Source organism: Modestobacter sp. SYSU DS0290, assembly GCF_054050955.1.
Genome location: NZ_JBJHAI010000002.1, coordinates 155,800 through 179,309 on the forward strand (window position 1 = coordinate 155,800; position 23,510 = coordinate 179,309).

At 73.8% G+C, this 23,510-nt stretch carries 27 protein-coding genes; 15 read left to right on the forward strand and 12 right to left on the reverse strand.

The genetic code is table 11. The annotated features are described in order from the left end of the window. Positions 1-133: 133 nt before the first annotated feature. Positions 134-1,894 carry an aa3-type cytochrome oxidase subunit I gene (gene ctaD, locus ACI795_RS04020; protein ID WP_457073928.1) on the forward strand — a complete coding sequence of 587 codons (1,761 nt, stop codon included), beginning with the start codon at positions 134-136 and terminating at the stop codon, positions 1,892-1,894. A 144-nt stretch (positions 1,895-2,038) separates the two neighbouring features. Next, positions 2,039-3,280: a phosphoserine phosphatase SerB gene (serB, locus tag ACI795_RS04025; protein WP_457073929.1), complete on the forward strand. Its 1,242-nt coding sequence runs from the start codon at positions 2,039-2,041 to the stop codon at positions 3,278-3,280. Positions 3,281-3,304: 24 nt separating this feature from the next. Here the strand turns inward: serB and ACI795_RS04030 are convergent, their stop codons facing one another. Both ACI795_RS04030 and ACI795_RS04035 read right to left on the reverse strand, forming a co-directional pair. Next, a complete protein-coding gene (locus tag ACI795_RS04030; RefSeq protein ID WP_457073930.1) occupies positions 3,305-3,874 on the reverse strand; it encodes a nicotinamidase in 570 nt (189 codons plus the stop codon). 92 nt (positions 3,875-3,966) lie between these two features. Next, entirely contained in the window at positions 3,967-5,262 is a 1,296-nt protein-coding gene (locus ACI795_RS04035; protein ID WP_457073931.1) for a nicotinate phosphoribosyltransferase, read from the reverse strand. Positions 5,263-5,324: 62 nt separating this feature from the next. On the opposite strand from ACI795_RS04035, the gene clpS reads away from it, so the two are divergent. Continuing rightward, the gene (clpS, locus tag ACI795_RS04040) at positions 5,325-5,621 is read left to right on the forward strand and encodes an ATP-dependent Clp protease adapter ClpS (protein ID WP_457073932.1); all 297 of its coding nucleotides are present in this window, start codon (positions 5,325-5,327) and stop codon (positions 5,619-5,621) included. Positions 5,622-5,633: 12 nt separating this feature from the next. After that, positions 5,634-6,131 carry a DUF2017 family protein gene (locus tag ACI795_RS04045; RefSeq protein WP_457073933.1) on the forward strand — a complete coding sequence of 166 codons (498 nt, stop codon included), beginning with the start codon at positions 5,634-5,636 and terminating at the stop codon, positions 6,129-6,131. Here ACI795_RS04045 and ACI795_RS04050 read toward each other — a convergent pair. Beyond that, complete coding sequence (locus ACI795_RS04050; protein WP_457073934.1) at positions 6,070-6,423, reverse strand: hypothetical protein; 354 nt, start codon at positions 6,421-6,423, stop codon at positions 6,070-6,072. The two genes, ACI795_RS04045 and ACI795_RS04050, sit on opposite strands and share 62 nt — an antisense overlap. Positions 6,424-6,534: 111 nt before the next feature. Between ACI795_RS04050 and ACI795_RS04055 the strand changes: the two genes are divergently transcribed. The 7 genes from ACI795_RS04055 (at position 6,535) to ACI795_RS04085 (ending at position 11,842) form a co-directional block, all read left to right on the forward strand. Beyond that, positions 6,535-6,969, forward strand: a complete 435-nt coding sequence (locus ACI795_RS04055) for a Mov34/MPN/PAD-1 family protein (RefSeq protein ID WP_457073935.1) — start codon at positions 6,535-6,537, stop codon at positions 6,967-6,969. A 210-nt stretch (positions 6,970-7,179) separates the two neighbouring features. Then, positions 7,180-7,458, forward strand: coding sequence for a ubiquitin-like small modifier protein 1 (locus tag ACI795_RS04060; RefSeq protein ID WP_153360789.1), 279 nt, complete (start codon positions 7,180-7,182; stop codon positions 7,456-7,458). A gap of 71 nt (positions 7,459-7,529) precedes the next feature. Then, on the forward strand, positions 7,530-8,480 hold the full coding sequence (locus tag ACI795_RS04065; RefSeq protein ID WP_457073936.1) for a PLP-dependent cysteine synthase family protein: 951 nt from the start codon (positions 7,530-7,532) through the stop codon (positions 8,478-8,480). Beyond that, entirely contained in the window at positions 8,471-9,181 is a 711-nt protein-coding gene (locus ACI795_RS04070) for an HAD-IA family hydrolase (RefSeq protein WP_457073937.1), read from the forward strand. The genes ACI795_RS04065 and ACI795_RS04070 overlap by 10 nt, the downstream gene beginning before the upstream one ends. Before the next feature lie 38 nt (positions 9,182-9,219). Next, a complete protein-coding gene (murI, locus tag ACI795_RS04075; protein WP_457073938.1) occupies positions 9,220-10,038 on the forward strand; it encodes a glutamate racemase in 819 nt (272 codons plus the stop codon). After that, positions 10,035-10,775 (forward strand): MBL fold metallo-hydrolase, encoded by a 741-nt coding sequence (locus ACI795_RS04080; RefSeq protein ID WP_457073939.1) that lies wholly within the window; start codon positions 10,035-10,037, stop codon positions 10,773-10,775. Before murI ends, ACI795_RS04080 begins: the two co-directional genes overlap by 4 nt. Before the next feature lie 113 nt (positions 10,776-10,888). Beyond that, entirely contained in the window at positions 10,889-11,842 is a 954-nt protein-coding gene (locus ACI795_RS04085) for a DNA polymerase domain-containing protein (RefSeq protein WP_457073940.1), read from the forward strand. Here the strand turns inward: ACI795_RS04085 and ACI795_RS04090 are convergent, their stop codons facing one another. From ACI795_RS04090 to ACI795_RS04105, 4 genes are all read right to left on the reverse strand, one after another. After that, entirely contained in the window at positions 11,843-12,226 is a 384-nt protein-coding gene (locus ACI795_RS04090) for a VOC family protein (protein ID WP_457073941.1), read from the reverse strand. Positions 12,227-12,293: 67 nt separating this feature from the next. Further along, entirely contained in the window at positions 12,294-13,733 is a 1,440-nt protein-coding gene (gene gndA / locus ACI795_RS04095) for an NADP-dependent phosphogluconate dehydrogenase (RefSeq protein WP_457073942.1), read from the reverse strand. A 76-nt stretch (positions 13,734-13,809) separates the two neighbouring features. After that, complete coding sequence (gene bcp, locus ACI795_RS04100) at positions 13,810-14,310, reverse strand: thioredoxin-dependent thiol peroxidase (protein ID WP_457073943.1); 501 nt, start codon at positions 14,308-14,310, stop codon at positions 13,810-13,812. 80 nt (positions 14,311-14,390) lie between these two features. Continuing rightward, entirely contained in the window at positions 14,391-14,795 is a 405-nt protein-coding gene (locus ACI795_RS04105) for a secondary thiamine-phosphate synthase enzyme YjbQ (RefSeq protein WP_457073944.1), read from the reverse strand. Positions 14,796-14,961: 166 nt separating this feature from the next. Here ACI795_RS04105 and rph point away from each other — a divergent pair, with 166 nt between their 5' ends. Together rph and rdgB are read left to right on the forward strand one after the other, a co-directional pair. Further along, on the forward strand, positions 14,962-15,684 hold the full coding sequence (rph, locus tag ACI795_RS04110) for a ribonuclease PH (RefSeq protein ID WP_457073945.1): 723 nt from the start codon (positions 14,962-14,964) through the stop codon (positions 15,682-15,684). Then, a complete protein-coding gene (gene rdgB / locus ACI795_RS04115) occupies positions 15,681-16,289 on the forward strand; it encodes an RdgB/HAM1 family non-canonical purine NTP pyrophosphatase (protein WP_457073946.1) in 609 nt (202 codons plus the stop codon). Before rph ends, rdgB begins: the two co-directional genes overlap by 4 nt. A gap of 7 nt (positions 16,290-16,296) precedes the next feature. Here rdgB and ACI795_RS04120 read toward each other — a convergent pair whose 3' ends face one another. Next, a complete protein-coding gene (locus ACI795_RS04120; RefSeq protein ID WP_457073947.1) occupies positions 16,297-16,920 on the reverse strand; it encodes a hypothetical protein in 624 nt (207 codons plus the stop codon). After that, a complete protein-coding gene (locus tag ACI795_RS04125) occupies positions 16,917-18,872 on the reverse strand; it encodes a glycosyltransferase (protein WP_457073948.1) in 1,956 nt (651 codons plus the stop codon). Before ACI795_RS04125 ends, ACI795_RS04120 begins: the two co-directional genes overlap by 4 nt. Before the next feature lie 194 nt (positions 18,873-19,066). On the opposite strand from ACI795_RS04125, the gene ACI795_RS04130 reads away from it, so the two are divergent. Further along, positions 19,067-19,684 carry a TasA family protein gene (locus ACI795_RS04130; RefSeq protein ID WP_457073949.1) on the forward strand — a complete coding sequence of 206 codons (618 nt, stop codon included), beginning with the start codon at positions 19,067-19,069 and terminating at the stop codon, positions 19,682-19,684. 59 nt (positions 19,685-19,743) lie between these two features. Here the strand turns inward: ACI795_RS04130 and ACI795_RS04135 are convergent, their stop codons facing one another. Then, positions 19,744-20,424, reverse strand: a complete 681-nt coding sequence (locus tag ACI795_RS04135; protein WP_457073950.1) for a hypothetical protein — start codon at positions 20,422-20,424, stop codon at positions 19,744-19,746. Continuing rightward, complete coding sequence (locus ACI795_RS04140; protein ID WP_457073951.1) at positions 20,411-20,788, reverse strand: PadR family transcriptional regulator; 378 nt, start codon at positions 20,786-20,788, stop codon at positions 20,411-20,413. Before ACI795_RS04140 ends, ACI795_RS04135 begins: the two co-directional genes overlap by 14 nt. Before the next feature lie 92 nt (positions 20,789-20,880). Between ACI795_RS04140 and ACI795_RS04145 the strand changes: the two genes are divergently transcribed. Then, positions 20,881-21,801, forward strand: a complete 921-nt coding sequence (locus ACI795_RS04145) for a DUF6910 family protein (protein ID WP_457073952.1) — start codon at positions 20,881-20,883, stop codon at positions 21,799-21,801. A 49-nt stretch (positions 21,802-21,850) separates the two neighbouring features. On the opposite strand, the gene ACI795_RS04150 is transcribed toward ACI795_RS04145, so the two are convergent. Further along, complete coding sequence (locus ACI795_RS04150) at positions 21,851-23,464, reverse strand: ABC transporter substrate-binding protein (protein WP_457073953.1); 1,614 nt, start codon at positions 23,462-23,464, stop codon at positions 21,851-21,853. Positions 23,465-23,510 lie beyond the last annotated feature (46 nt).

Sequence of the window (23,510 nt, forward strand, 5' to 3'; positions counted from 1 at the left end):
GACGACGTCCGGTGGGGCCGGCGCCGGAGGTGATCGGCGCCGCCGGACCCGTCGGGAGGGGGCCGCCGCGGCGCGCCGCACCGAGTGCCTCTCCGGTCGCGTCGGCCGAGACCGGACCGTCTAAGCTCCGGGCGTGACGATCGCACCCGCCCCGATCGTGAGCCGGCCCAGTCCGGCCCACGAGGCCGAGAAGGGGTCGCGGCTCCTGGGTCTGCTGCGCACCACCGACCACAAGACCATCGGCCTGATGTACACCGTCACGGCGTTCATCTGGTTCTTCGTCGGTGGCTTCATGGCGCTGCTGATGCGTGGCGAGCTGGCCCGGCCCGAGCTGCAGTTCCTCTCGCCCGAGCAGTACAACCAGCTGGTCACGATGCACGGCACGATCATGCTGCTGTTCTTCGCGACGCCGATGTTCTTCGCCTTCGCGAACCTGATCATGCCGCTGCAGCTCGGCGCTCCCGACGTGGCCTTCCCGCGGTTGAACGCCTTCTCGTACTGGCTGTTCCTCTTCGGGTCGATGATCGCGGTCTCGGGCTTCCTGACCCCCGGTGGCGCCGCCGACTTCGGCTGGTACGCCTACACCCCGCTGTCGACCGGTGCGCACAGCCCGGGTGCCGGTGGCGACCTGTGGATCGCCGGCCTCGCGGTCAGCGGTCTGGGCACCATCCTCGGTGGCGTCAACTTCATCGCGACGATCGTCTGCCTGCGCGCCCCGGGGCTGACGATGTTCCGGATGTCGATCTTCACCTGGGGTGCGCTGACCACCAGCATCCTGATCCTGCTGGCCTTCCCGATCCTGACCGCGGCGCTGATGGCGCTGCTGGCGGACCGGCACCTGGGGGCGCAGATCTACACGCCGGAGAACGGCGGGCCGATGCTGTGGCAGCACCTGTTCTGGTTCTTCGGTCACCCCGAGGTCTACATCATCGCGCTGCCGTTCTTCTCGATCATCAGCGAGGTCATCCCGGTCTTCAGCCGGAAGCCGCTGTTCGGCTACAAGGGCATGATCTTCGCGCTGATCGGCATCACCGCCCTGTCGCTGGCGGTGTGGGCGCACCACATGTTCGCCACCGGCGCCGTGCTGCTGCCCTTCTTCGCCTTCCTGACGTACCTGATCGCCATCCCCACCGGCATCAAGTTCTTCAACTGGATCGGCACCATGTGGCGGGGGCAGATCACCTTCGAGACGCCGATGCTGTTCTCGATGGGCTTCCTGATCACCTTCCTGCTCGGTGGTCTGACCGGGGTGCTGCTGGCCAGCCCGCCGCTGGACTGGCACGTCAACGACAGCTACTTCGTCGTCGCCCACTTCCACTACGTCGTCTTCGGCACCGTGGTGTTCGCCGCCTACGCGGGGCTCTACTTCTGGTTCCCCAAGATGTGCGGCCGGATGATGGACGAGCGGGTCGGCAAGCTGCACTTCTGGCTGACCTTCATCGGCTTCCACGCCACGTTCCTCATCCAGCACTGGCTGGGCAACGCGGGCATGCCGCGCCGGTACGCCGACTACCTGGGCACCGACGCCGGCGGTGACTTCACCTGGATGCACACGGTCTCCACGATCGGGTCGTTCATCCTCGGCGCCTCGGTGATCCCGTTCGTCTACAACGTCGTCAAGTCGTGGAAGCACGGCCGGCTGGCGCTGCGCGACGACCCCTGGGGCCACGGCAACTCGCTGGAGTGGGCCACCTCGTCCCCGCCGCCGCGCCACAACTTCGTGGAGATCCCGCGGATCCGCTCCGAGCGTCCCGCGTTCGAGCTGCACTACCCGCACCTGGCGGAGCGGCTGCAGATGGAGGCGCACGCCGGCAAGGGCCACCAGCCCTACGCCAGCGAGGCCGGGCTCACCGGTGGCAGCCGGCAGGGTCCGGCCGACAAGGACCCGACGTGACCGAGGAGCTCGAGCTCCTCACGCGCTGACCCGGGCCGGACCCAGGGTGACGCCACGGACGCCCCGCCAGCCGACCGGCTGGCGGGGCGTCGGCGTGCCAGGGCACCGCGCGACCCGGCCGGGGCGATCCGGCACGATGTCCCGGTGACCGACCGCGCCACCACCCCCACGCCGCCCGGGGCGTCCCCGGACAGCCGACCCGGGGCCCTGCTGACCGTCACCGGCGCAGACCGCCCCGGCGTCACCGCGGCGCTCTTCGCCGCGCTGGCCGAGGTCGGCACCCCGGTCGAGGTCGTCGACGTCGAGCAGGTGGTCGTGCACGGGCAGCTCGTCCTGGGCGTGTTCGTGGGCCCGGTCGGGGAGGTGACCGACCCCGACGACCTCGCCGGGCTGATCCGCCCGCTGGCCGACCAGGTGGCGCGGCAGACCGGCGTGCAGATCACCGTCGAGCCCTCCGGTGGCGCCGGCGGCGCCTCGCGGACCGCCCGCCACCACGTCACCGTGCTCGGCCGCCCGGTGCCGCCCGCCGCCGTCGCCGGCGCCGCCCAGGCCATCGCCGGCGTCGGGGGCAACATCGAGGCCATCCGCCGGCTCTCGGACTACCCCGTGACCAGCTTCGAGCTCACCGTCTCCGGCGGCGAGCCCACCGAGCTGCGCACGGCGCTGGCCACCGTCGCCGCCGAGACCGGCACCGACGTCGCCGTCGAGCGGATCGGGCTGGCGCGGCGCAGCAAGCGGCTCATCGTGCTCGACGTCGACTCGACCCTGGTCCGCGGCGAGGTGATCGACGAGCTCGCCGCCCGGGCCGGCCGGGCCGCCGAGGTCGCCCGGATCACCGCCGCGGCGATGAACGGCGAGCTGGACTTCGAGCAGTCCCTGCGCGCCCGGGTGGCCGTGCTGGCCGGGCTGCCGGCCGGGGTGCTCGACGAGGTCCGGGAGCACCTGGTGCTCACCCCGGGGGCGCGCACGCTGATCCGCACCCTCCAGCGGCTCGGCTTCCGCTGCGGCATCGTCAGCGGTGGCTTCACCCAGATCACCGACCCGCTGGCCGAGTCCCTCGGACTGGACTTCGCTGCGGCCAACACCCTCGAGGTCACCGACGGCCGGCTCACCGGCGGGCTGGTCGGCGAGGTCGTCGACCGGGCCGGGAAGGCGCGGGCCCTCGCCCGGTTCGCCGCCGAGCACGGCATCCCGCTGGAGCAGACCGTCGCCGTCGGCGACGGCGCGAACGACCTGGACATGCTCAACGCCGCCGGCCTGGGCATCGCGTTCAACGCCAAGCCGTTCGTCCGCGAGCAGGCCCACGCGGCGCTCAACCAGCCCTACCTCGACTCCGTGCTGCAGGTGCTCGGCTTCACCCGCGACGAGGTCCTCGACGCGGTGTGACGCCCGGGCGCCCGGGCGCCGGGCTCAGCCGGCGCGGTGGACCTCGCCCTCGAGCTGGACGCCGGCGGTGCGCAGCTGCTCCAGAGCGGCCTCGGTGCTGGCGGGTGAGACGCCGGCGGTCAGGTCCAGGAGCACCCGGGTGCTGAACCCGGCGGCGACGGCGTCCAGGGCGGTGGCCCGCACGCAGTGGTCGGTGGCGATGCCGACGACGTCCACCTCGTCGACGTCGTGGGCGCGCAGCCAGTCGGCCAGGCCCACGCCGTCGCTGGTCCCCTCGAAGCCGGAGTAGGCAGCGGCGTACTCGCCCTTGTCGAAGACCGCCTCGATCGGCCGGCGGTCCAGCCGGGGGTGCAGCTCCACGCCGGGGGTGCCGACGACGCAGTGCCGCGGCCAGGTCTCCAGGAAGTCCGGCTGCTCGGCGAAGTGGGCGCCCGGGTCCACGTGGTGGTCCCGGGTGGCCACGACGTGCGCGTAGCCGGCCTCCGCCATGTGCGCGCTCACCGCCCGGGCCACCGCCTCACCGCCGGCGACCGCGAGGCTGCCGCCCTCGCAGAAGTCGTTCTGCACGTCCACGACGACCAGGGCTCGAGTCATCCCCCCATCCTGCCCGGTGAGTTGATGGAACGGCCGCGTCGCAGGGACCCGGGCCGAGCGGAGTGAGGCCAGGGGGGCGACGGGGTCCTTCTTCACTCGGTGACGGTGTCGATGACCGGCTCACCGCGCATCAGCGAGAAGGCCTCGGCCGGCAACGTCTCGCGCAGCTCCCGGTGCCGGTCGCGGGCCGCGGCCAGCGTGTCCGCAGGCGAGCGGGGGTCGACCACCTGCCCGCCGCGCACCAGCGGCACGAGCAGGTCACGGTCGCCGTCCCGCGGCTCGACCGGACCGGAGGTGACCACCTCGGCGGTTGCCGTCCCGTCCGCGTCGTGCCGGCGGACGGCGCGCTTGCGGCCACCCACCGACCGCTTGCCCTCGGAGTTCTTGGCCACCGGGACGCCGTCCCGCTCGACGAGCTTGTAGACCATCCCGACGGTGGGGGAGCCCGAGCCGGTCACCAGCGAGGTGCCCACCCCGTACCCGTCGACCGGAGCGGCCGCGAGGGCGGCGATCGCGTACTCGTCCAGGTCGCTGGTGACGATCACCTTCGTCGAGGTCGCACCCAGTGAGTCCAGCAGCTCGCGGGCCCGGGTGGCCTGCACGGTGAGGTCGCCGGAGTCCAGCCGGACGGCGCCCAGGCCGGGGCCGGCGACGTCGATCGCGGTGCGGATGCCCTGCTCGACGTCGTAGGTGTCGACCAGCAGCGTGGTGCCGACGCCGAGCGCGTCCAGCTGCGCGCGGAAGGCGGCGGCCTCGTCGTCGTGCAGCAGGGTGAACGCGTGCGCGCTGGTGCCGGTGGTCGGGACGCCGTAGCGGGCTCCGGCGGCGAGGTTCGAGGTGGCCGAGAAGCCCACCAGCGCGGCCGCCCGCGCCGCGGCGACCGCGGCCTCCTCGTGGGTGCGCCGGGAGCCCATCTCGATGCACGGCCGGCCGCAGGCGGCGCCCACCATCCGGGCACCGGCGGAGGCGATCGCGCTGTCGTGGTTGAGGATCGACAGGGCCAGGGTCTCCAGCAGCACCGCCTCGCCGAACGGCGCCCGGACGGTGAGCACCGGGGAACCGGGGAAGTACAGCTCGCCCTCGGCGTAGCCGTCGACGTCCCCGGTGAACCGGAAGTCGGCCAGCCAGGCCAGCAGCCGGGCGTCGTCGATCCCCTGGGCGCGCACCGCGGCGAGGTCGGCCTCGCCGAAGCGGAAGTCCGCCAGCTGCTCCAGCAGCCGGCCGGTGCCCGCCACGACGCCGTACCGCCGGCCGTGCGGCAGCCGGCGGGCGAACACCTCGAACACGCAGTCCCGGTCGGCGGTGCCGTCGGCCAGGGCGGCGGCCAGCATCGTGAGCTCGTAGCGGTCGGTGAGCAGCGCAGGGCTCAGCTGCGGCGTCGGCGGCATGGACAGGCACGATAGGTCCCGGTCGAGTGGGCCGCCCGGGGTGGGCGTCCTAGAGTGATCACGTGGCCGGACCCCTCGCGCCCGTGCGGACGCCCGAGACGACGTCGCGGGAGGAGTCCGAGCTCGACCGCCCCTGGGTGACGATCGTCTGGGACGACCCGGTCAACCTGATGACCTACGTGACCTTCGTGCTCCAGGAGCTCTTCGGCTACGACGAGGCGACGGCGACGGAGCTGATGCTGCAGGTGCACCACGAGGGCAAGGCGATCGTCAGCTCCGGCCCGCGGGAGCGGATGGAGCACGACACCAACCGGCTGCACGCCTACGGGCTGTGGGCCACGTACCAGCGCGATGCCTGAGCGAGGCGGGGCATGAGGCCGTTCCGTCGCAAGGGGGACGAGGTGGTGGCCCGGCTCGTCGATGCCGAAGCCGGCGTCCTCGCGCTGCTGCTGGACCAGCTGGAGCAGCTGCTGTCCGCCGACCGCACCGACACCGGCGGTGACCCGGTGGTCGAGCGCCTGCTCCCGCCGGGCAACGTCGACGACCCGGAGATCGCCGCGGACTACCGGGACCTCACCGAGACCGCGCTGCGCACCGGCAAGGCCGACGACCTGGCCACCGTCCGCGCCACCCTGCCACCCGACGGCGGGGAGGTCCGGTTGGACGCCGAGCAGGCCCGCGCCTGGCTGCGCACCAGCAACGACCTGCGGCTCGCGCTGGGCACCCGACTGGGGGTCACCGCCGACACCGAGCCGCCCGAGGACGCCGGCGGCGAGGAGGAGCAGCAGCTCGCCGTCTACTACTGGCTCACCGCCGTGCAGGGTTCCCTCGTCGACGCGCTGGCGGCCGGACGAGGCGGCCGACGGTGAGCAGCACCAGGATGGCCACCAGCAGGTCGGCGACGAAGAAGACGTAGACCAGGCTGTGCACCTGCACGTCGCGGGCGATCGCCCCGATGCAGGCCACCAGGGTGACCGCGGAGAGCGCGGCCAGCAGGACCAGACCGATCAGCCGGCCGAGGACCAGCAGGACCAGCTCGATCCGGTCGCTGCGCTCGTCGGTCGCCCGGCCGCTGCGGTGCAGCAGCCGCATGCTGCCGAGGACCAGCGCAGGCAGGGGCACCAGGACCACGCCGGCCGCCATCAGCACCTCGATCACCACGAGGGTGGACGTTAGCGGTCGGCCACCCGCGCGGCCCAGTCCGTTCCCCTGCGGGTCACCCGGGAGCGGGGGCCGGGACCCGCGCGGGAACCGTCGGCCTAGGATGGCCGCGTGCTGCGCATCGACCGCGCGACCTACGACGCCATCGTGGCCCACGCCCGGGCAGACCACCCGGACGAGGCCTGTGGCGTCGTGGCCGGGCCCGAGGGCTCCGACCGCCCCGAGCGGCACATCCCCATGCTCAACGCGGCGCGCTCGCCGACGTTCTACGAGTTCGACAGCGGCGACCTGCTGAAGCTGTACCGGGAGATGGACGACCGCGACGAGGTCCCCGTCGTCATCTACCACTCGCACACCGCCACCGAGGCCCGCCCCTCGCGCACGGACATCAGCTACGCCTCCGAGCCGGAGGCGCACTACGTGCTGGTCTCCACCCGCGAGCACGGCGCGCAGACCGGGCTGGCCGGCGACGACGTCGAGTTCCGCAGCTTCCGGATCGTCGACGGCGCGGTCAGTGAAGAGGACGTCGAGGTCGTCGACTCCTGATGGTCGAGTCCTGCCTGTTCGGCCACTCGCCGACGACCGTCCTCTACGACTGAGCCCCAGCTCACCCCCGTCCGGGGCCGCGGCCGGAATCCCGGGCCGCAGTGCGTCGTTGCCCCGAGCAGCCGCACCCCGGCGCCCGCGCGGCGCTGGTGCACCCACGTCCGAACACCCCCACCGCACGAGCACCCATCCACGAGGAGTCTGAGAGCAATGGCGATCGAGGTCCGGATCCCGACCATCCTGCGCACCCACACCGGCGGCAACAAGACCGTCGAGGGGTCCGGCGACACCCTCGGTGCGCTCGTCGACGACCTCGACTCGCAGCACCCGGGCCTCAAGGGCCGCCTGGTGACCGAGGAGGGCAAGCTGCACCGCTTCGTCAACGTCTACGTCAACGACGAGGACGTGCGCTTCACGGGTGCGCTGGACACCGCCGTCAAGGACGGCGACTCGGTGACGATCCTCCCGGCGGTCGCCGGCGGCTGCTGAGCGGCCTGCCGTGCGCTCTGCGCACGTGAGCTGAGCCCAGCACTCCCACCCCGTCTCCCGGAAGAGCTCCCATGGCCCGCTTCTCCTCCCTCGTCGAGAGCCTCGGCAACACCCCGCTGGTCGGGCTGCCGCGGCTGTCGCCCACCCCGGACGTCCGGCTGTGGGCCAAGCTCGAGGACCACAACCCCACCGGGTCGATCAAGGACCGGGCCGCCATCTCGATGATCGAGGCGGCGGAGAAGGAGGGGAAGCTCCGGCCGGGGGCGACCATCCTGGAGCCGACCAGCGGCAACACCGGCATCTCCCTGGCGATGGTGGCCCGGCAGCGCGGTTACAAGCTGATCTGCGTGATGCCGGAGAACACCTCCGTCGAGCGGCGCCAGCTGCTGGAGATGTACGGCGCGCAGATCATCAGCTCCCCGGCCGCCGGCGGCAGCAACCAGGCCGTCGCCGTCGCCAAGGGCCTGGCCGCGGAGCACGAGGACTGGGTGATGCTGTACCAGTACGGCAACCCGGCCAACGCCGAGGCGCACTACACCGGCACCGGCCCGGAGATCCTCGCCGACCTGCCCTCGATCACCCACTTCGTCGCGGGCCTGGGCACCACCGGCACGCTGATGGGCGTCTCGCGCTTCCTGCGGGAGAACAAGCCCGGCGTCCAGGTGATCGCCGCCGAGCCGCGCTACGGCGAGCTCGTCTACGGGCTGCGCAACATCGACGAGGGCTTCATCCCCGAGCTCTACGACCCCGAGCTGCTCGACGGCCGGTTCTCCGTGGGCCCGGACGACGCGGTGCACCGCACCCGTCAGCTGGTGGAGAAGGAGGGGATCTTCGCCGGGATCTCCACCGGCGCGATCCTGCACGCCGCGCTCGGCGTCGCCGACAAGGAGGTCGCGGCCGGCCGCAAGGCCGACATCGTGTTCGTCGTCTGCGACGGCGGCTGGAAGTACCTCTCCACCGGGGCCTACGCCGGCACCCTGGAGGAGGCCACTGCCGCGCTGGAGGGGCAGCTGTGGGCCTGAACGAGGGCTCCCGTGCAGGGGGCCTCTCCGACACGTCACCGGACGGCGGCCCCGTCGTACTGCCTGCGCGCGGGCTGCTGTTCGACAACGACGGCGTGCTCGTCGATTCCGAGACCAGTGTCGTCACCTCCTGGCGCCGCTGGGCGCAGGAGCTCGACCTCGACCCCGACGAGGTGATGGCCGCCGTCCCCGGCCGCCGCGCTGCGGACACCGTCGCGCTGTTCGTGCCGGCCGACGTGGTGGCCGGGTCGGTCGCCACGATCACCCGGTTCGAGCTGGAGGGCGCCGAGTCGACCGCGGCCGTGCCCGGTGTGCTGGACCTGGTGGCGCAGCTGACCGGCGTCCCGTGGGCGGTCGTCACCTCCGGCGTCCGCGAGCTGGCCACCGCCCGCCTGCGCGGTGCCGGGATCGACCCGCCCGAGGTGCTGGTCACCGCGGAGGACGTCGCCGCGGGCAAGCCGGACCCCGAGCCCTACCGCACCGGGGCCGTGCGGCTGGGGATCGACCCCGCCGACCTGATCGTGCTGGAGGACAGCCCCAGTGGGGTGGCCGCCGGCCTGGCGGCCGGCTGCACCGTGCTGGGCATCGGCGAGCCGGCGCTGCAGACCGCCGCGCCCGCCGTCGTCCGGGACCTGACCGGCGCCCGCTGGACCGGGACCGGGCTGCACCTGCCGGCCGCGGCGCTGCTCCGCCGCCCCTGAGCCCGACCGTCGGCACCGGCCGTTAGCCTGGCTCCGTCATGAGCACCGCTTCCCTCGCCGACGCCCCGATCGGCATCTTCGACTCGGGGGTGGGCGGGCTCACCGTCGCACGCGCGGTGCTCGACCAGCTGCCGCACGAGTCGGTCCGCTACGTCGGCGACACCGCGCACGGCCCCTACGGTCCGCTGCCGATCGCGGAGGTGCGCCGGCACTCCCTCGCGGTGATGGACGACCTGGTCGAGGCCGGCGTGAAGATGCTCGTCGTCGCCTGCAACTCCGCCAGCGCCGCCTGCCTGCGCGACGCGCGTGAGCGGTACGACGTCCCGGTCGTGGAGGTGGTGCTGCCGGCGGTGCGCCGCGCCACGGCCGCCACCCGCAACGGGCGGATCGGGGTGATCGGCACCCAGGCGACCATCACCAGCGGCGCCTACGAGGACGCGTTCGCCGCCGCCCCCCAGCTCACCGTCACCAGCGCCGCCTGCCCCAGCTTCGTCGACTTCGTCGAGCGCGGCGTCACCAGCGGGCGGCAGCTGGTCGGGCTGGCGCAGGCCTACCTCGACCCGCTGCTGGGTGCCGGGGTCGACACGGTCGTGCTGGGCTGCACCCACTACCCACTGCTCACCGGCGTGCTGTCGCTGGTGCTGGGCGAGGAGGTCACGCTGGTGTCCAGTGCCGAGGAGACGGCCAAGGACGTGTACCGGGTGCTCACCCGCACCGACCTGCTGCGCGACCCCGACGGGGCGCCGCCGGTGCACCGCTTCCTGGCCACCGGCGACCCCGAGCCCTTCGCCCGGCTCGGCCGCCGCTTCCTCGGCCCCGAGGTGGACAGCGTGCTTCGCGCGGGGGAGGCGGCGTGAGGCTCACCGTCGTCGGCTGCGCGGGGAGCGCTCCCGGTCCGGACTCGCCGGCATCCTGCTACCTCGTCGAGCACGACGAGTTCGTGCTGCTGCTCGACCTGGGCAACGGCTCGTTCGGTGCGCTGCAGGGGCTGCGCCACCCGACGGAGATCGACGCCGTCTACTTGTCGCACCTGCACGCCGACCACTGCCTGGACGCCGCGCCCTTCATCGTCTGGCACCGCTACTCCGGTCAGTCCGACGGCCGGGCCGTGCCGTTGTACGCGCCGGTGGGCGCCGACCGGCGGTTGGCCACGGCCTACGACCCCGACGGCGGGGCGATCGACGACGTCTTCGACGTCACGCCGGTCGGGCCGGGCAGCTGGACGATCGGGCCGTTCGAGGTGACGACGGCGCGCACCGCCCACCCGGTGGAGTGCTACGCGGTGCGGCTGACCGCGGGCGGGCGCTCGCTGGTCTACACCGGCGACACCGGTCCGTCGGAGGCGGTGGTGGAGCTGGCCCGCGGCGCCGACGTGCTGCTGGCCGAGGCCGCCTACGCCGAGGGCCCCGACCTGCCACCCGGCCTGCACCTCACCGGCCGGCAGGCCGGCGAGCATGCGGCCGCCGCCGGGGTGGGGCGCCTGCTGGTCACCCACGTGCCCGCCTGGGTCGACGCCGAGGGGCAGCTGGCCGCCGCCCGCGCGGTGTTCCCGAACAGCGAGCTCGCCCGGCACGCCGCCGTCCACGACATATAGCGGAAGGACCCCGTCCCGCTCACCCCTCGCAGGCTCGGGGTGAGCCTCCGGACGGGGCCGACGGCAGGGGCCGGTGGGTTGCCCTGGTTGCCGTCGCACGGCACGGTGACGGGGTGGCCGAGGAGGAGCGGGACGGCGTCCGGCTGAGCAGCCTGGACTCACCGCTGGGCGACGGGCTCGAGGTGACCAAGCGCGACCTGGTCGACCACTACGACGCGTTCGCCGACCGGCTGGTGCCGCTGCTGGCCGGCCGGCCGCTGACCGTCACGCGGGTGCGGCCCGGCGCGGCGCCGTTCATCCAGCGCGACGTCCCCAAGGGCGCCCCGGACTGGGTGCGCACGGTGCCGACCTGGTCCGACCGCGCGCACCGCGAGGTGCACCAGGTGCTGTGCGAGGACCGCCGGACGCTGCTGTGGCTGGCCAACCAGCGGGTGGTGGAGCTGCACGTGCCCTTCGGCCGGGTGGGGGAGGCGGAGCCCACCGGGCTGGTGCTCGACCTGGACCCGCCGGACGGCGCCGACTTCGCCGCCGTCGTCGCCGTGGCGCGGCTGGCCCGGCGGGCGCTCGCCGACGCCGGGCTGGCGGGAGCGGTGAAGACCAGTGGCTCGACCGGGCTGCACGTCGTCGTCCCCGTGCACGGCTCCCCGCCCGACGACGTCGCCGCGGCCACCCGGGCGCTGGCCGAGCGCACCGAGCGGCTGGACCCCTCGGTGGCGACCACCGCCTACGTCGTCGCCGAGCGCGGTGGACGGGTCTTCGTCGACTCCACCCGCTCGGGGCGGGGCACGGTCGCGGTCGCCTACAGCCCGCGGGCGCGACCCGGGCTGCCGGTGTCGGCGCCGGTGGCGTGGGACGACCTGGACGACGTCCGCCCCGGCGAGGTGACCGTGCGCACCGCGCGGGACCGGTTCGGGGACGGCGACCCGTGGGCGGCCGCACTGCCCGCGCCGCAGCGGCTGCCGGCGGACCTGGTGGCCGAGGGGCACGCCATCCCGGTGGCCCGGGTGGCGGCGATGCAGGAGGGCAGGCGCCGGGCGCGGGCCCGCGCCCAGGAGCAACCCGGCTGATCAGCCGGCGTCGTGACTCAGGTCGACGACGCAGAACAGGTTGCCGTCGGGGTCGGCCAGGACGACGAAGTCCGGGTCGTCCGGGTAGCCGTCCCAGTCGACCCGGGCGGCCCCCAGCGCGACGAGCCGTTCGACCTCGGTGACCTGCTTCGCCGCATCGCGGACGTGCAGGTCGAGGTGGAGCCGGGGGTGCGACTGCGGTGCCGTGACGCTGGTCTGCAGGGCGAGCTTCGGGCCCGCGGCGGGGTCCCCGGCCGGCGCCAGCACGGTGCTGCAGCCGCCGAAGCCGCCCTCGATCAGCTCCAGCCCCAGGGCCTGCCGCCAGAACGCGACCGCGCGGCCCAGGTCGGTCACCCCGAGGACGACCTGCCCCAGTGAGATCACCCGATGTTGCTGGCACTGCGCGGGCGTCGGGGCATCCCGCCGGCGGGCCACCCGGACGACCGCGCCGTCAGGAGGCGCTGACCTCGCGGCCGTCCTCGCCCCACATCGTGTGGAACGAGCCCTCGGCGTCCACCCGGCGGTAGGTGTGCGCGCCGAAGAGGTCGCGCAGTCCCTGGATCAGCGCCGCCGGGAGCCGCTCGGCCCGCAGCCCGTCGTAGTAGGCGAGCGCGCTGGCGAACCCGGGCACCGGCACCCCGTGCCGCGCGGCACCGGCGACGACCTGCCGCCACGCCTCCTGCCCCTCGCTCACCGCGCCGCGGAAGTAGTCGTTGGTCAGCAGCGTCGTGACGTCGGGCTCGTCGGTGTAGACCTCCGCGATCCGGTCGAGGAACGTCGCGCGGATGATGCAGCCACCCCGCCAGATCCTGGCCAGCGCGGCGCGGTCGATGTCCCAGCCGTGCTCGAGGGCGCCGGCGGTGATCTGGTCGAACCCCTGCGCGTAGGCGACCACCTTCGACGCGTAGAGCGCCTGGCGGACCGACTCGATGAACGCGTCGCGGTCGGCGACCTGCTCGTCCCATTCCCGCCCCGGTCCGGGGAGCACCCGCTGAGCGGCCTGCCGCTGCTCGCGGTGCCCGGACAGCGCCCGGGCGAAGACCGCCTCGGCGATGCCGCTCACCGGCACCCCCAGGTCGAGCGCCGACTGCACCGTCCAGCGCCCGGTGCCCTTCTGCTCGGCCTCGTCCAGCACGACGTCGACGAACGGCCTGCCCGTCCGGGCATCGGTGTGCCGCAGCACCTCGGCGGTGATCCCGATCAGGTAGCTGTCCAGGTCGCCCTCGTTCCACGAGGCGAAGACGTCACCGATCTCCGCGGGCGAGAGCCCCAGCCCCTGGCGCAGCAGGTCGTAGGCCTCGGCGATCAGCTGCATGTCGGCGTACTCGATGCCGTTGTGCACCATCTTCACGAAGTGGCCGGCACCGCTCTCGCCGACGTGCGTGCAGCACGGCGCACCGTCGACGACGGCGGCGATCGACTCCAGCAGCGGGCCGACGAGCTGGTAGGCCTCGGCCGAACCGCCCGGCATGATGCTCGGCCCGTGGAGCGCGCCCTCCTCGCCGCCGCTGATCCCGGTGCCGACGAAGTGGACGCCCCGGGCGGTGAGCGCCTCGGTGCGGCGGATGGTGTCGGTGAACCGGGCGTTGCCGCCGTCCATCAGCACGTCGCCCGCCTCCAGCAGCGGGGCGATCTCGTCGATCACGGCGTCGGTGGCCGCACCGGCCTGCACCATGATGATCACCTTGCGCGGCCGCTGCAGGGCTCCGACGAACTCGGCCATCGAGCCGGTGGGCACGAAGTCGCCCTCGCTGCCGTGCTGCTCGACGAGGGCGTCGGTGCGCCCCCTGCTGCGGTTGTGCAGCACCACCTGGTGGCCGTGCCGCGCCAGGTTGCGGGCCAGGTTCGCACCCATGACAGCCAGTCCGGTGACGCCGATCTGATCGCTCATGACACGACCCTGCCCGAGCCGGGCCCGGCTGACCAGGGTCTCCCGGTCCCTGGACAGGGCCGGCCCCGCGGGGTCCTTACGCGATGCCGAGGTCGCGGCGCAGCTTGGCCACGTGCCCGGTCGCCTTCACGTTGTAGGCGGCCTTCTCGATCCGCCCCTCGGCGTCGACGACGAAGGTCGAGCGGATCACCCCGACGACCTCCTTGCCGTACAGCTTCTTCGGGCCGTAGGCGCCGTAGGCGGTGAGGACCTGCTTCTCCGGGTCGGACAGCAGGGTGATCGACAGCGACTCCTGCTCGCGGAAGCGGTGCAGCTTCTCCGGGGCGTCGGGGGAGATGCCGATGATCTCCAGCCCCGCCTCGGCCAGGTCGCCGGCGGCGGCGGTGAAGTCGACCGCCTGGGTGGTGCAGCCCGGGGTCAGCGCCGCCGGGTAGCAGTAGACGATGACCCGCCGGCCGCGGTAGGACGCCAGCGACACCGGCGTGCCGTCGGCGTCGGGGAGGGTGAACTCCGGCGCCGGGTCACCGGGCGCGAGGCGGACGGGTGCCGTGTCGATGACGGGGCCGGTCTCGGTCATGCTGCGCATCGTGCCGCACCCGGACGACGTTCCCAACGCCGGCCACCGCGGGGCGGGAGCGGAACCCGCCGGAGGTGGCCTCAGCCGGCCAGGAAGCTGAACCGGACGTGCCGCGACGGGTTGTCGACGTTGGTGTCGACGAAGCAGATCCGCTGCCAGGTGCCCAGCGCGAGGCGGCCCTCGAGCACCGGCACGGTGGCGTGCGGCGGGACGAACGCGGGCAGCACGTGGTCCCGGCCGTGCCCGGCGGCCCCGTGCTTGTGGCGCCACCGGTCGTCGCGGGGGAGCAGCTCGTCCAGCTGGGCCAGCAGGTCGTCGTCGCTGCCGGCGCCGGTCTCGATGATCGCGATGCCGGCGGTCGCGTGCGGCACGAACACCTGGAGCAGGCCGTCGCCCTCGGAGCGGACGAACTCCGCGCACTCGTCGGTCAGGTCGACGACGGAGGCCACGCCCCCGGTCCGGACGGCTCGCAGCTCGGATCGCATGCGCAGAGGGTGGCACGCCCGCTGTCGGACCGTCGCCGGCAGGAGCCCACGCTCTTCAGCTGCCTCCCACGCGCCGCAGCACGTGGAAAGGAGCCGAGGAGCGTGGGACGCGGGGGAGGAACGGGCGTCGGGCGTCGGACCACGCCCCCAACTAGGCTGCCGTCACGTGACCCGCCCCGACGGCCGCGCGGCCGACCAGCTCCGCCCGGTGACCATCACCCGCAACTGGCTCGACCACGCCGAGGGTTCGGTGCTGGTCGAGTTCGGCCGCACCCGCGTGCTGTGCGCGGCCAGTGTCACCGAGGGCGTCCCGCGCTGGCGCCGTGGCTCCGGCCTGGGCTGGGTGACCGCCGAGTACTCGATGCTGCCGCGCGCCACCCACACCCGCAGCGACCGTGAGTCGGTCAAGGGGAAGATCGGTGGCCGCACCCACGAGATCAGCCGGCTGATCGGCCGCTCGCTGCGCGCCAGCATCGACCTGGCGGCCCTCGGGGAGAACAGCATCGCGCTGGACTGCGACGTCCTGCAGGCCGACGGCGGCACCCGCACCGCCGCCATCACCGGCGCCTACGTGGCCCTCGCCGACGCGGTCGGCTGGTTGGGCGAGCGCGGCAAGCTGGCCAGCAGCACCCCGCTGCCGAACTCGGTGGCTGCGGTCAGCGTCGGCGTCATCGACGGCGAGCCCCGCCTGGACCTCGCCTACGAGGAGGACGTGCGGGCCGGCACGGACATGAACGTGGTCTGCACCGGCGACGGCGGCTTCGTCGAGGTGCAGGGCACCGCCGAGGGCGCCGTCTTCGACCGGCCGACCCTCGACGCCCTGCTCGACCTCGCCGTCGCCGGCTGCGCCGAGCTGACCCTGGCCCAGCAGGTGGCGTTGTCGGCATGACCCAGCTGCTGCTCGCCACCCGCAACGCCGGCAAGCTCGCCGAGCTGCAGCGGCTGCTGACCACCGCCGTCCCCGGGGTGGAGGTGCTCGGGCTGCGCGACGTCGCCGAGTACCCCGAGGCGCCCGAGACCGGAGCCACGTTCGAGGAGAACGCCCTGCTCAAGGCGCGGGAGGCGGTCCGGTACACCGGCTTGCCCGCGGTGGCCGACGACTCCGGCCTGGCCGTCGACGCGCTCAACGGGATGCCCGGCATCCTGTCCGCCCGCTGGTCGGGCCGGCACGGCGACGACGACGCGAACACCGCCCTGCTGCTCGGCCAGCTCGCCGACGTCCCCGACGAGCGGCGCGGCGCGGCGTTCGTCTGCGCCGCCGCGCTGGTCACCCCCGAGGGGACCGAGCACGTGCTGCGCGCCGAGTGGCGGGGGGCGGTGATCCGCGAGAGGCGGGGCACCAACGGGTTCGGCTACGACCCGGTCTTCGTGCCGGAGGGGCTGGAGCTGACCTCTGCGGAGCTGACGCCGGCGGAGAAGGACGCCCGCAGCCACCGCGGCCAGGCGTTCGCCGCTCTGGTGCCGGTCCTCGCCGAGGTGCTCGGCAACCGCTGACCGGAGGTCAGCGGTTGCTGCTCCAGTCGATGAACCACAGCGAGAAGGCCGCCAACGACGGGTGGAAGCCCAGCACGAGGAACGCCGCGAGCACCCGGTCGGCGCGCCAGTAGGTGCGCAGCCGGACGCCGCGGGTCCACAACCGGCTGCGGTCGCCGGACAGTGCCCGCTGGGCGAGGGCTGCCTCCTCCTCGGCGGTCAGCGACCGGGACCGGGTGGCCTGCCAGGCCTCCACCCGAGCCCAGCCCGGCGCGAAGCCGCAGGCCAGCGCCAGCACAGCGGCGCCGCCGAGCAGCGGCAGGAGGCTGGCCTGGTGGAGCACGACCAGGCCGGCCGCGGCCGCCCCGGCGGCGAAGCCGGCCACGGTCACCGCGGCCAGCACGAAGACCACGCCGAAGGTGGCCATCAGGATCACGTAGCCGGGGACCAGGACCTCGTCCCAGCTGCGGTCGGTGGCCAGCAGCGCCGCGGTCTGCACGGCGAGGACGACGGCGCAGGTGACCAGCACCCGTCGCATGCGGACCTGGGGGAGGTCCGCGGTCGTGGCCAGCCGGGCGCGGGCCTCGGCGAAGCTCGCCGCCTCGGCGGGCGAGGCGCCGGGCCGGGTGCCGGCGAACGGGTGCGCGCTCATGCGCGGACCTCCGGTCGGGGGCCGTCGAGCGCAGGCGTGTCGTCGGCCTGCACGTGGCTGGACAGCCCGTGGTTCGTCTTCTCCCAGTAGAACGGGTTGACCAGCAGCTGCCACAGCGCCTTGTACGAGGCGATCGAGTGCAGCAGCCAGTACAGCGGGGAGAGCAGCGCGAACGGCACCAGGCCGTACGTGCGCCGCTTGAACCCGGCCAGCAACGACAGGTAGATGATCACCCCGTTGCCCAGCAGCAGGTTCGCGAAGCTGACCTGGACCAGCCACTCGGGCAGCGTGGGCACCAGCGCACCGGGCCGGATCAGCTCCACGACCATCAGCGCGTACAGCCACGGGGTGGCCAGGAACATCAGCGGGGTGCCGCCGATGAGCAGTGCGAAGCCGGCCGTCTGGCGGGGGCCGACGCTGCGCAGCAGCCGCCACGGGTGCCGGGTGTGCACCAGGACGGTCTGCATGTACCCCTTGATCCAGCGGCTGCGCTGCCGGATCCAGTTGCCGACGGCCATGTTGGCCTCCTCGTACGTCGTCGAGTTGACGACGGCGACGCGGTGGCCGCGGGCGGAGGCGCGGATGCCGAGGTCGGCGTCCTCGGTGACGTTGTAGGGGTCCCAGCCGCCGAGGTCGCGCAGCAGGTCGGTGCGGAAGTGGTTGCTCGTGCCGCCCAGCGGGATCGGCAGCCGGAGCTTGTCCAGGCCGGCCAGGGTGTAGTCGAACCAGGAGGAGTACTCCAGGGTGAACATCCGGGTGAGCAGGTTCTCCCGCGCGTTGAAGTAGTTCAGCGCAGCCTGCACGCAGACCAGGTCGTCCCCGCCCTTGTCGAAGGCGACGATCGCCTTCTTCAGCTGGTCGGGGTCCGGCCGGTCCTCGGCGTCGAAGATGACCACGTACTCGCCGCGCGCGAAGGCGAGCCCGACGTTGCACGCCCGGGGCTTGGTCTTGGGCAGCGAGTGCGGCACGACGACGATCCGCACCAGGTCCGGCGGGGCGGCGGCCAGCGCGGCCTGCAGCGTCTCCGGGTCGTCCTCCTCCAGCAGGAGCAGGATCTCCAGCTTCTCCCGCGGGTAGTCCAGGTCGGCGAGGTTGCGCATCAGCAGGCCGACGATCCCCGCCTCCTTGTAGACCGGGACGAGGATCGTGTAGACGGGCAGGTCGTGCTCGTCGAGCGCGGCGACCTCCTCGTCGGTGACCTGCTCGACGGTCTCCCAGGCCGTTCCCACGGTGCTGATCACGGCCTTGGCCCCGACGGCCAGGGCGACGGCGACGTTCACCGTCGCGACCAGCACGACCAGGGTGGTGGGCAGGTCCAGGACGGCGCCGACGACGAGGGCCGCGACCGCCAGGACGGCGCCGACCACCTGCTTGCGCACGAACACCGTGGACGCCGACTCGTCGGGCCGCCGCTCGGCCAGCGAGGTGACCGCGTCGTGCACCAGCTCCTCGCGCCAGACCGTGCGCAGGGCCCGCTGCACGTCCCAGTCGGTGGTGACCACCTGCCGGACGCGGCGGATGCCGGTGCGCTGCACCACCTCCTCGGCGATGTGCGCCGACGGGCGGCCGGCGGTGGCCACGACCACCTGCAGCTCGTCCTCGTCGTCCCGCTCCACGCGCAGCGGCAGCCACACCTCGCGGGCGAGCATGGCCGCGGGGAACAGCCGGGCCAGCTCCTCGTCGACCTCGACCGGGTCGACGAAGGCGAGGTCGGCGTCCCACACCTCGGCCAGGGCCACGTAGAGCTGGCGGCGGGTGATCCAGCCGCGGGCCAGCACGATCGCGCCCAGCGGTGCGCCGACGCGCTGCTGGTGCTCCAGGGCCTCGCCCAGCTGCTCCTCGGTCAGCGCCCCCTGGTCCAGCAGGACGTCGCCCAGCCGTTCGGGCGCGGCGTGCCGGCCGCGGCGGCGCCGGGGCGCGGGCACCGCGTCGCCCGGTGCGGAGACTGTCACCTGGGGGTCGTCGGCGCCCGGGGCCCCGGACTGTCGCCGTCCGGCCCGGGCCTCACCCGGTCGGGGGACGCCGCGGGGCGGGTGGCGGTCTTGCGGCTCTCTTGCGGTTCCCTGCGGTCCGGCGTGCGGTTGGCCGCCCAGAGTCGGCGCTGTCGGCGGGAGAGCCCCCGACTCGCACCGACCCGAGGAGCACCGTGAACGCCAGTCGCACCACCGCCCGCAACGCCCGCCGGGCGACCGCCGCCCGCATCCTGGGTTCCGTCGGGGTCGTCGGCACGGCCGCCGTCGTCGCCGGTCTGGGCACCTTCGGTGCCTTCACCGACAGCACGAACCCGGCCGAGGTCGCCGTCGAGTCCGGCGTCGTCTCGATCAACCTGACCGCCGGCGACGGCTCGGCGACCGTGCCGTTCAGCTTCGAGGGCGTCACGCCTGGCGCGTCGGTCACCCGCGCGGTGAACCTGGTCAACGACGGGGACTCGGCGCTCGCCTCCGTGGCCCTCACGACCGAGGCGACCGCCTCCAGCCTGCTGGACACCGACACCGTGAACGGCCTGCAGATGTCGGTGCGCTCCTGCTCGGTGGCCTGGACCAGCGACCTGACCTGCGACGGCACCGAGCGCACGCTGCTCGCCGCCGGCCCCGTCGTCCGGACCGCCGACCTGGAAGCCCCGGCCAGCCTCACCGCCAAGGCCACCGACCACCTGGCCGTCACCATGGCGCTCCCGGCGTCGGCCGGGGACGCGTTCAAGGCGCAGTCCAGCGAGCTGGAGCTCACCTTCACCGCCACCCAGCGCGCCGGCGCCACCCGCTGAGCTCCGCTGCCGCCCGGCCCCTGACCCGGCCGGGCGCAGTAGGCCGGGCGCGGCAGCGGTCAGGCCCGGACGCCCTCGGTGTCCGGGCTGTCGGCCGTGGAGCGCAGCGCCCACCACCGGGACGCCGCCAGAGCCGCCAGCACCGGGATCGCGACCAGGGCGACCACGGTGGTCGGACCGACCGTCGAGTCCGTCCGTGACACCAGGAGGAGGGCCGCTGCGACGCCGAGGGCCGCCGCGGCGGGGACCAGCAGGGCGGCCCGGCGCACCGTGGCCGGGCCGGCCGGCCGCCCCGCCATGAGCCACCGCAGTGCAGCCAGCGCCGTGAGCACCGCCAGCACCGAGATCGCAGCGAGGGCCACGACCGGCCCCGCGGTCGGAAAGCTGCTGTCGAGGCTGAACAGGGCTGCCATCACGGGGGTGGCCAGCACGACCACGAGGACGTAGGCGACGACCACGCCCAGGACCGCGGCGAGCCCGCCGCCGCCCACGACGCGCGCGTACGAGGTGGCGCGGGGCCGGTACCCACCGGCCTCGACCGTCTCCCGGGCGAACGCGTCGACGTCCGGGCCGATGAGCGCCCGGGGGTCGACGCCGTCGGCCGCTGCGGTCTCCAGGTCGCCGCGGACGTCGGCCAGGACGGCCCGCCGGTCGGCTCGGGGGATGCGCAGCCGCCGCAGGCTCGACTCCAGCTGGGTGAGCACGGCGGTGATGCGGGCGGCGGGGTCAGGTTCGGACACGGGGGGTCTCCTCGGGGGTGTCGAGGGCTCCGGCGGTGGTGAGGAGCCCGGTGACGGCGGACGTCGTGTCGACCCACTGCCGGGTCCACGCGGTGAGCGCGGCCCGCCCGGCGGGGGAGACCTCGAAGACCTTGCGAGGTGGTCCGCTCGGGCTGGGTTCGGTGCGCTCGGTGACCAGGCCGTGCCGGCGCAGCCGTCCCATGAGCGGGTAGACGGTGCCGTAGCCGACGCCCGGCAGCCCGTGCTGCTCCAGGAGCACGACGAGGTCGTAGGCGTGGGTGGGCCGGTGCACCAGCAGGGCCAGCAGGCAGGTGTCCAGGGCACCGCGGAGCAGTTGGGTGCGGCGATCGGGATCCGGTGCCATGCGACGCAAGATAGTGCCCGGTATCAGGTCTCGCCAAGTACCGGCGTGCCGGGATCTCGATTGCGCCCGGTCTGCGCGGGCACCCCCCGGGCATGCGGATCACGGTGGACGACGTCCGGGAACTGCACTTCGACGACGGGGCGCCGGTGACCGCGGCGTCGGCGATCGCACCGTTGGGGGAGGGCTGGCTGGTCGCGCCGGACGACGCCACGGTCGCCGCCTGGGTCGTTGCGCAGCGGGTCTCCCCGCTGCGGCTGCTGCCCCCGGTCGACGGTCTGGACCACTTCACCGAGGCGGCGGGCACCAAGCACCTCAAGCCCGACCTCGAGGTCGCCTGCCCCGCGGTGGTCGACGGCGAGCCGGCGGTACTGCTGCTCGGGTCGGGTTCGACCCCGCGCCGGATGCGCGGCGTCCTGGTGCGTCTGGCGGACGGGCAGCCGGTCGTGGCGTCCGCGGAGCTGACCGAGCTGTACGCGCGGGTGGCCGAGCGCCTGGAGCTCCCGGACGGGCAGCTCAACCTGGAGGGCGCGAGCCGGCACGGGGACACGGTGCGCTGGTTCAACCGGGGGAACCTGGTCGCCGGGGTGTTCCCCGCCAGCGTCGACGTGCCGCTGGCCGCGCTGGTCGACGCCGTCCTCGGCCGGGCCGGCGCGGCGGCCGTGCCGGTCGAGCAGCCACGCTGCTACGACCTCGGTCAGGTGCGCGGGGTGGGCCTCGCCGTCACCGACGCGGTGGCGTTGCCGGACGGGCGGCTGCTGCTCAGTGCTGCCGCGGAGGACACCCCCAACGCCGTCGACGACGGCCCGGTCGTGGGGGCCGCGCTCGCGCTCGTCGCGGACTCCGCGGTGCAGGCCGTCGTCGCGGTGCCCGAGGTCGACGGCGCGGTGGTCAAGGTGGAGGGGCTGGCGGTGCGCGGGGTCACCGGCGCCCAGGTGGACCTGCTGGGCGTGGTGGACGTCGACGACCCCGCGGTGCCCTCGCTGCTGCTGACGCTGCGCGTCCACCTGGACTGAGTTGCCCCGGCCGCCCGGCCCGGCCGCGCAGGGCCGGGCCGGGCGGTGGTCAGTCCCGCGTCGTCCAGACCCGGTCCCACAGCGGGTTGGTGTTGACGGCGAGCGCCGGGATCTCGGTGGTCAGCCCGGGTCCGTGCACGCCCGTGAGGGCGACGTTCGCCGGCGCGAACGCCAGCCCGAAGGGTGCGTAGTGGTTCGTCGCGAGCAGCTCCGCCGCCTGCTGGTAGCGGTCGCCTCGTTCGTCGGCGTCGGTGGCGCTGCTCGCCTGGGTCAGCAGCTCGTCGAGCCGTTCGTCGGTGACCCCGCTGAACGGTGACGTCGAGTCGAAGCGGAGGCTGACGCCCACGCCGGCCGCCGGGTCCCAGGCGCCGGCCGTCTGCAGCATCGCTGCCCAGTCGCCGGAGGTGAACCGCTCGATCACCCCGGACAGCGGCAGGCTTTCCGTGGTCACCGTGATGCCGGCCTCCTGCCACTGGGTCTGCAGCGCGGTCATGACCTGCTCGGCCACGTAGACGCCGGTGGTGCCGAGGGCGACCTCCAGGCCACCCAGCTCCGCCACCAGCTCCCTGGCCAGGTCCGGGTCGTGGCCCTGGTAGCCGTCGACCTCCGGCTGGTGGAACTTGCCGCCCGGCGCGGTGAAGGACTGGCTGACCTCGTACTTGCCCTGGAAGAGGCCCTGGGCGATGGCGTCCCAGTCGGTGGCGGCGTAGATCGCCCGCCGCGCCCGCTCGTCGTCGAACGGGGCCGTCCGGGTGTTGAGCTGGACGACGTAGGGGGAGGTGGCCGGCTGGACGGTCACCTGCAGCTGGTCGTTCTGCTGTGCCTGGTCCAGCAGCGGGGTCGTGCTCAGGCCGTTGTAGGCCTGGGCCTGGCCGGCCAGCAGGGCCTGGTAGGCGGGCTGGTCACCGCCGATGGTCTGGAAGGTGAGCCGGTCCAGGTAGGGCAGGCCCTCCTTGAAGTAGTTCGGGTTCTTCTCCAGCTCCAGCACCGAGTTGAGCTGGTTGGAGACCACGGTGAACGGGCCGGCGCCGACCGGGTTGATCGCGAAGTCCTCCTCGCCCTGCTCCTGCACCGCGGTCGGGGAGGCGATCCAGTTCACGTTGCTGACCGGGAAGTTCGCCTCGACCGCGCCGAACGGCTCGTTGAACTGCACGACGACGGTCAGCGGATCGGTGGCGGTGATGTCGTCGGGGTTGCCGGCCAGCGGCCAGGTCGGCTTGCAGGCGCAGGTGGAGGCCAGGTCGCGCTGCCAGTTCCACACCACGGCCTCGGCGTCCAGCGGGGTGCCGTCGCTGAACTCGATGCCCTCGCGCAGCCGGACGGTCATGGTCATGCCGTCGTCGGAGAGCTCGAGGCTCTCGGCCTGGTTGGGCTCGATGCGGGCGTTGGAGCCGTCCTCGTCGGCCTCCAGCAGGAACAGGCCGCCGAAGACCGCCTGGTTCATGTCGAGGTTGGCGCCGCCGGTCAGGTTCGTGGCCGGGTCCAGGCCGCTGGGCCACGAGCCCGCGAAGCCGGCGTCCTGCAGCACGGTCAGCTCCCCGCCGCTCTGTGGCTCGCCGGCGGATGTGTCGCCGGGGTCGCCCGACGCGGAGCTCTCACCCCCGCAGCCGGGGAGGAGCAGCGCTGTCGCCAGCACGATCGCCGCGGTCGTCCGTCGTCTCATGGAGGTGCTCCCGTCTGGGTGGTCGTCGTTGACCACGTGGCCGGTG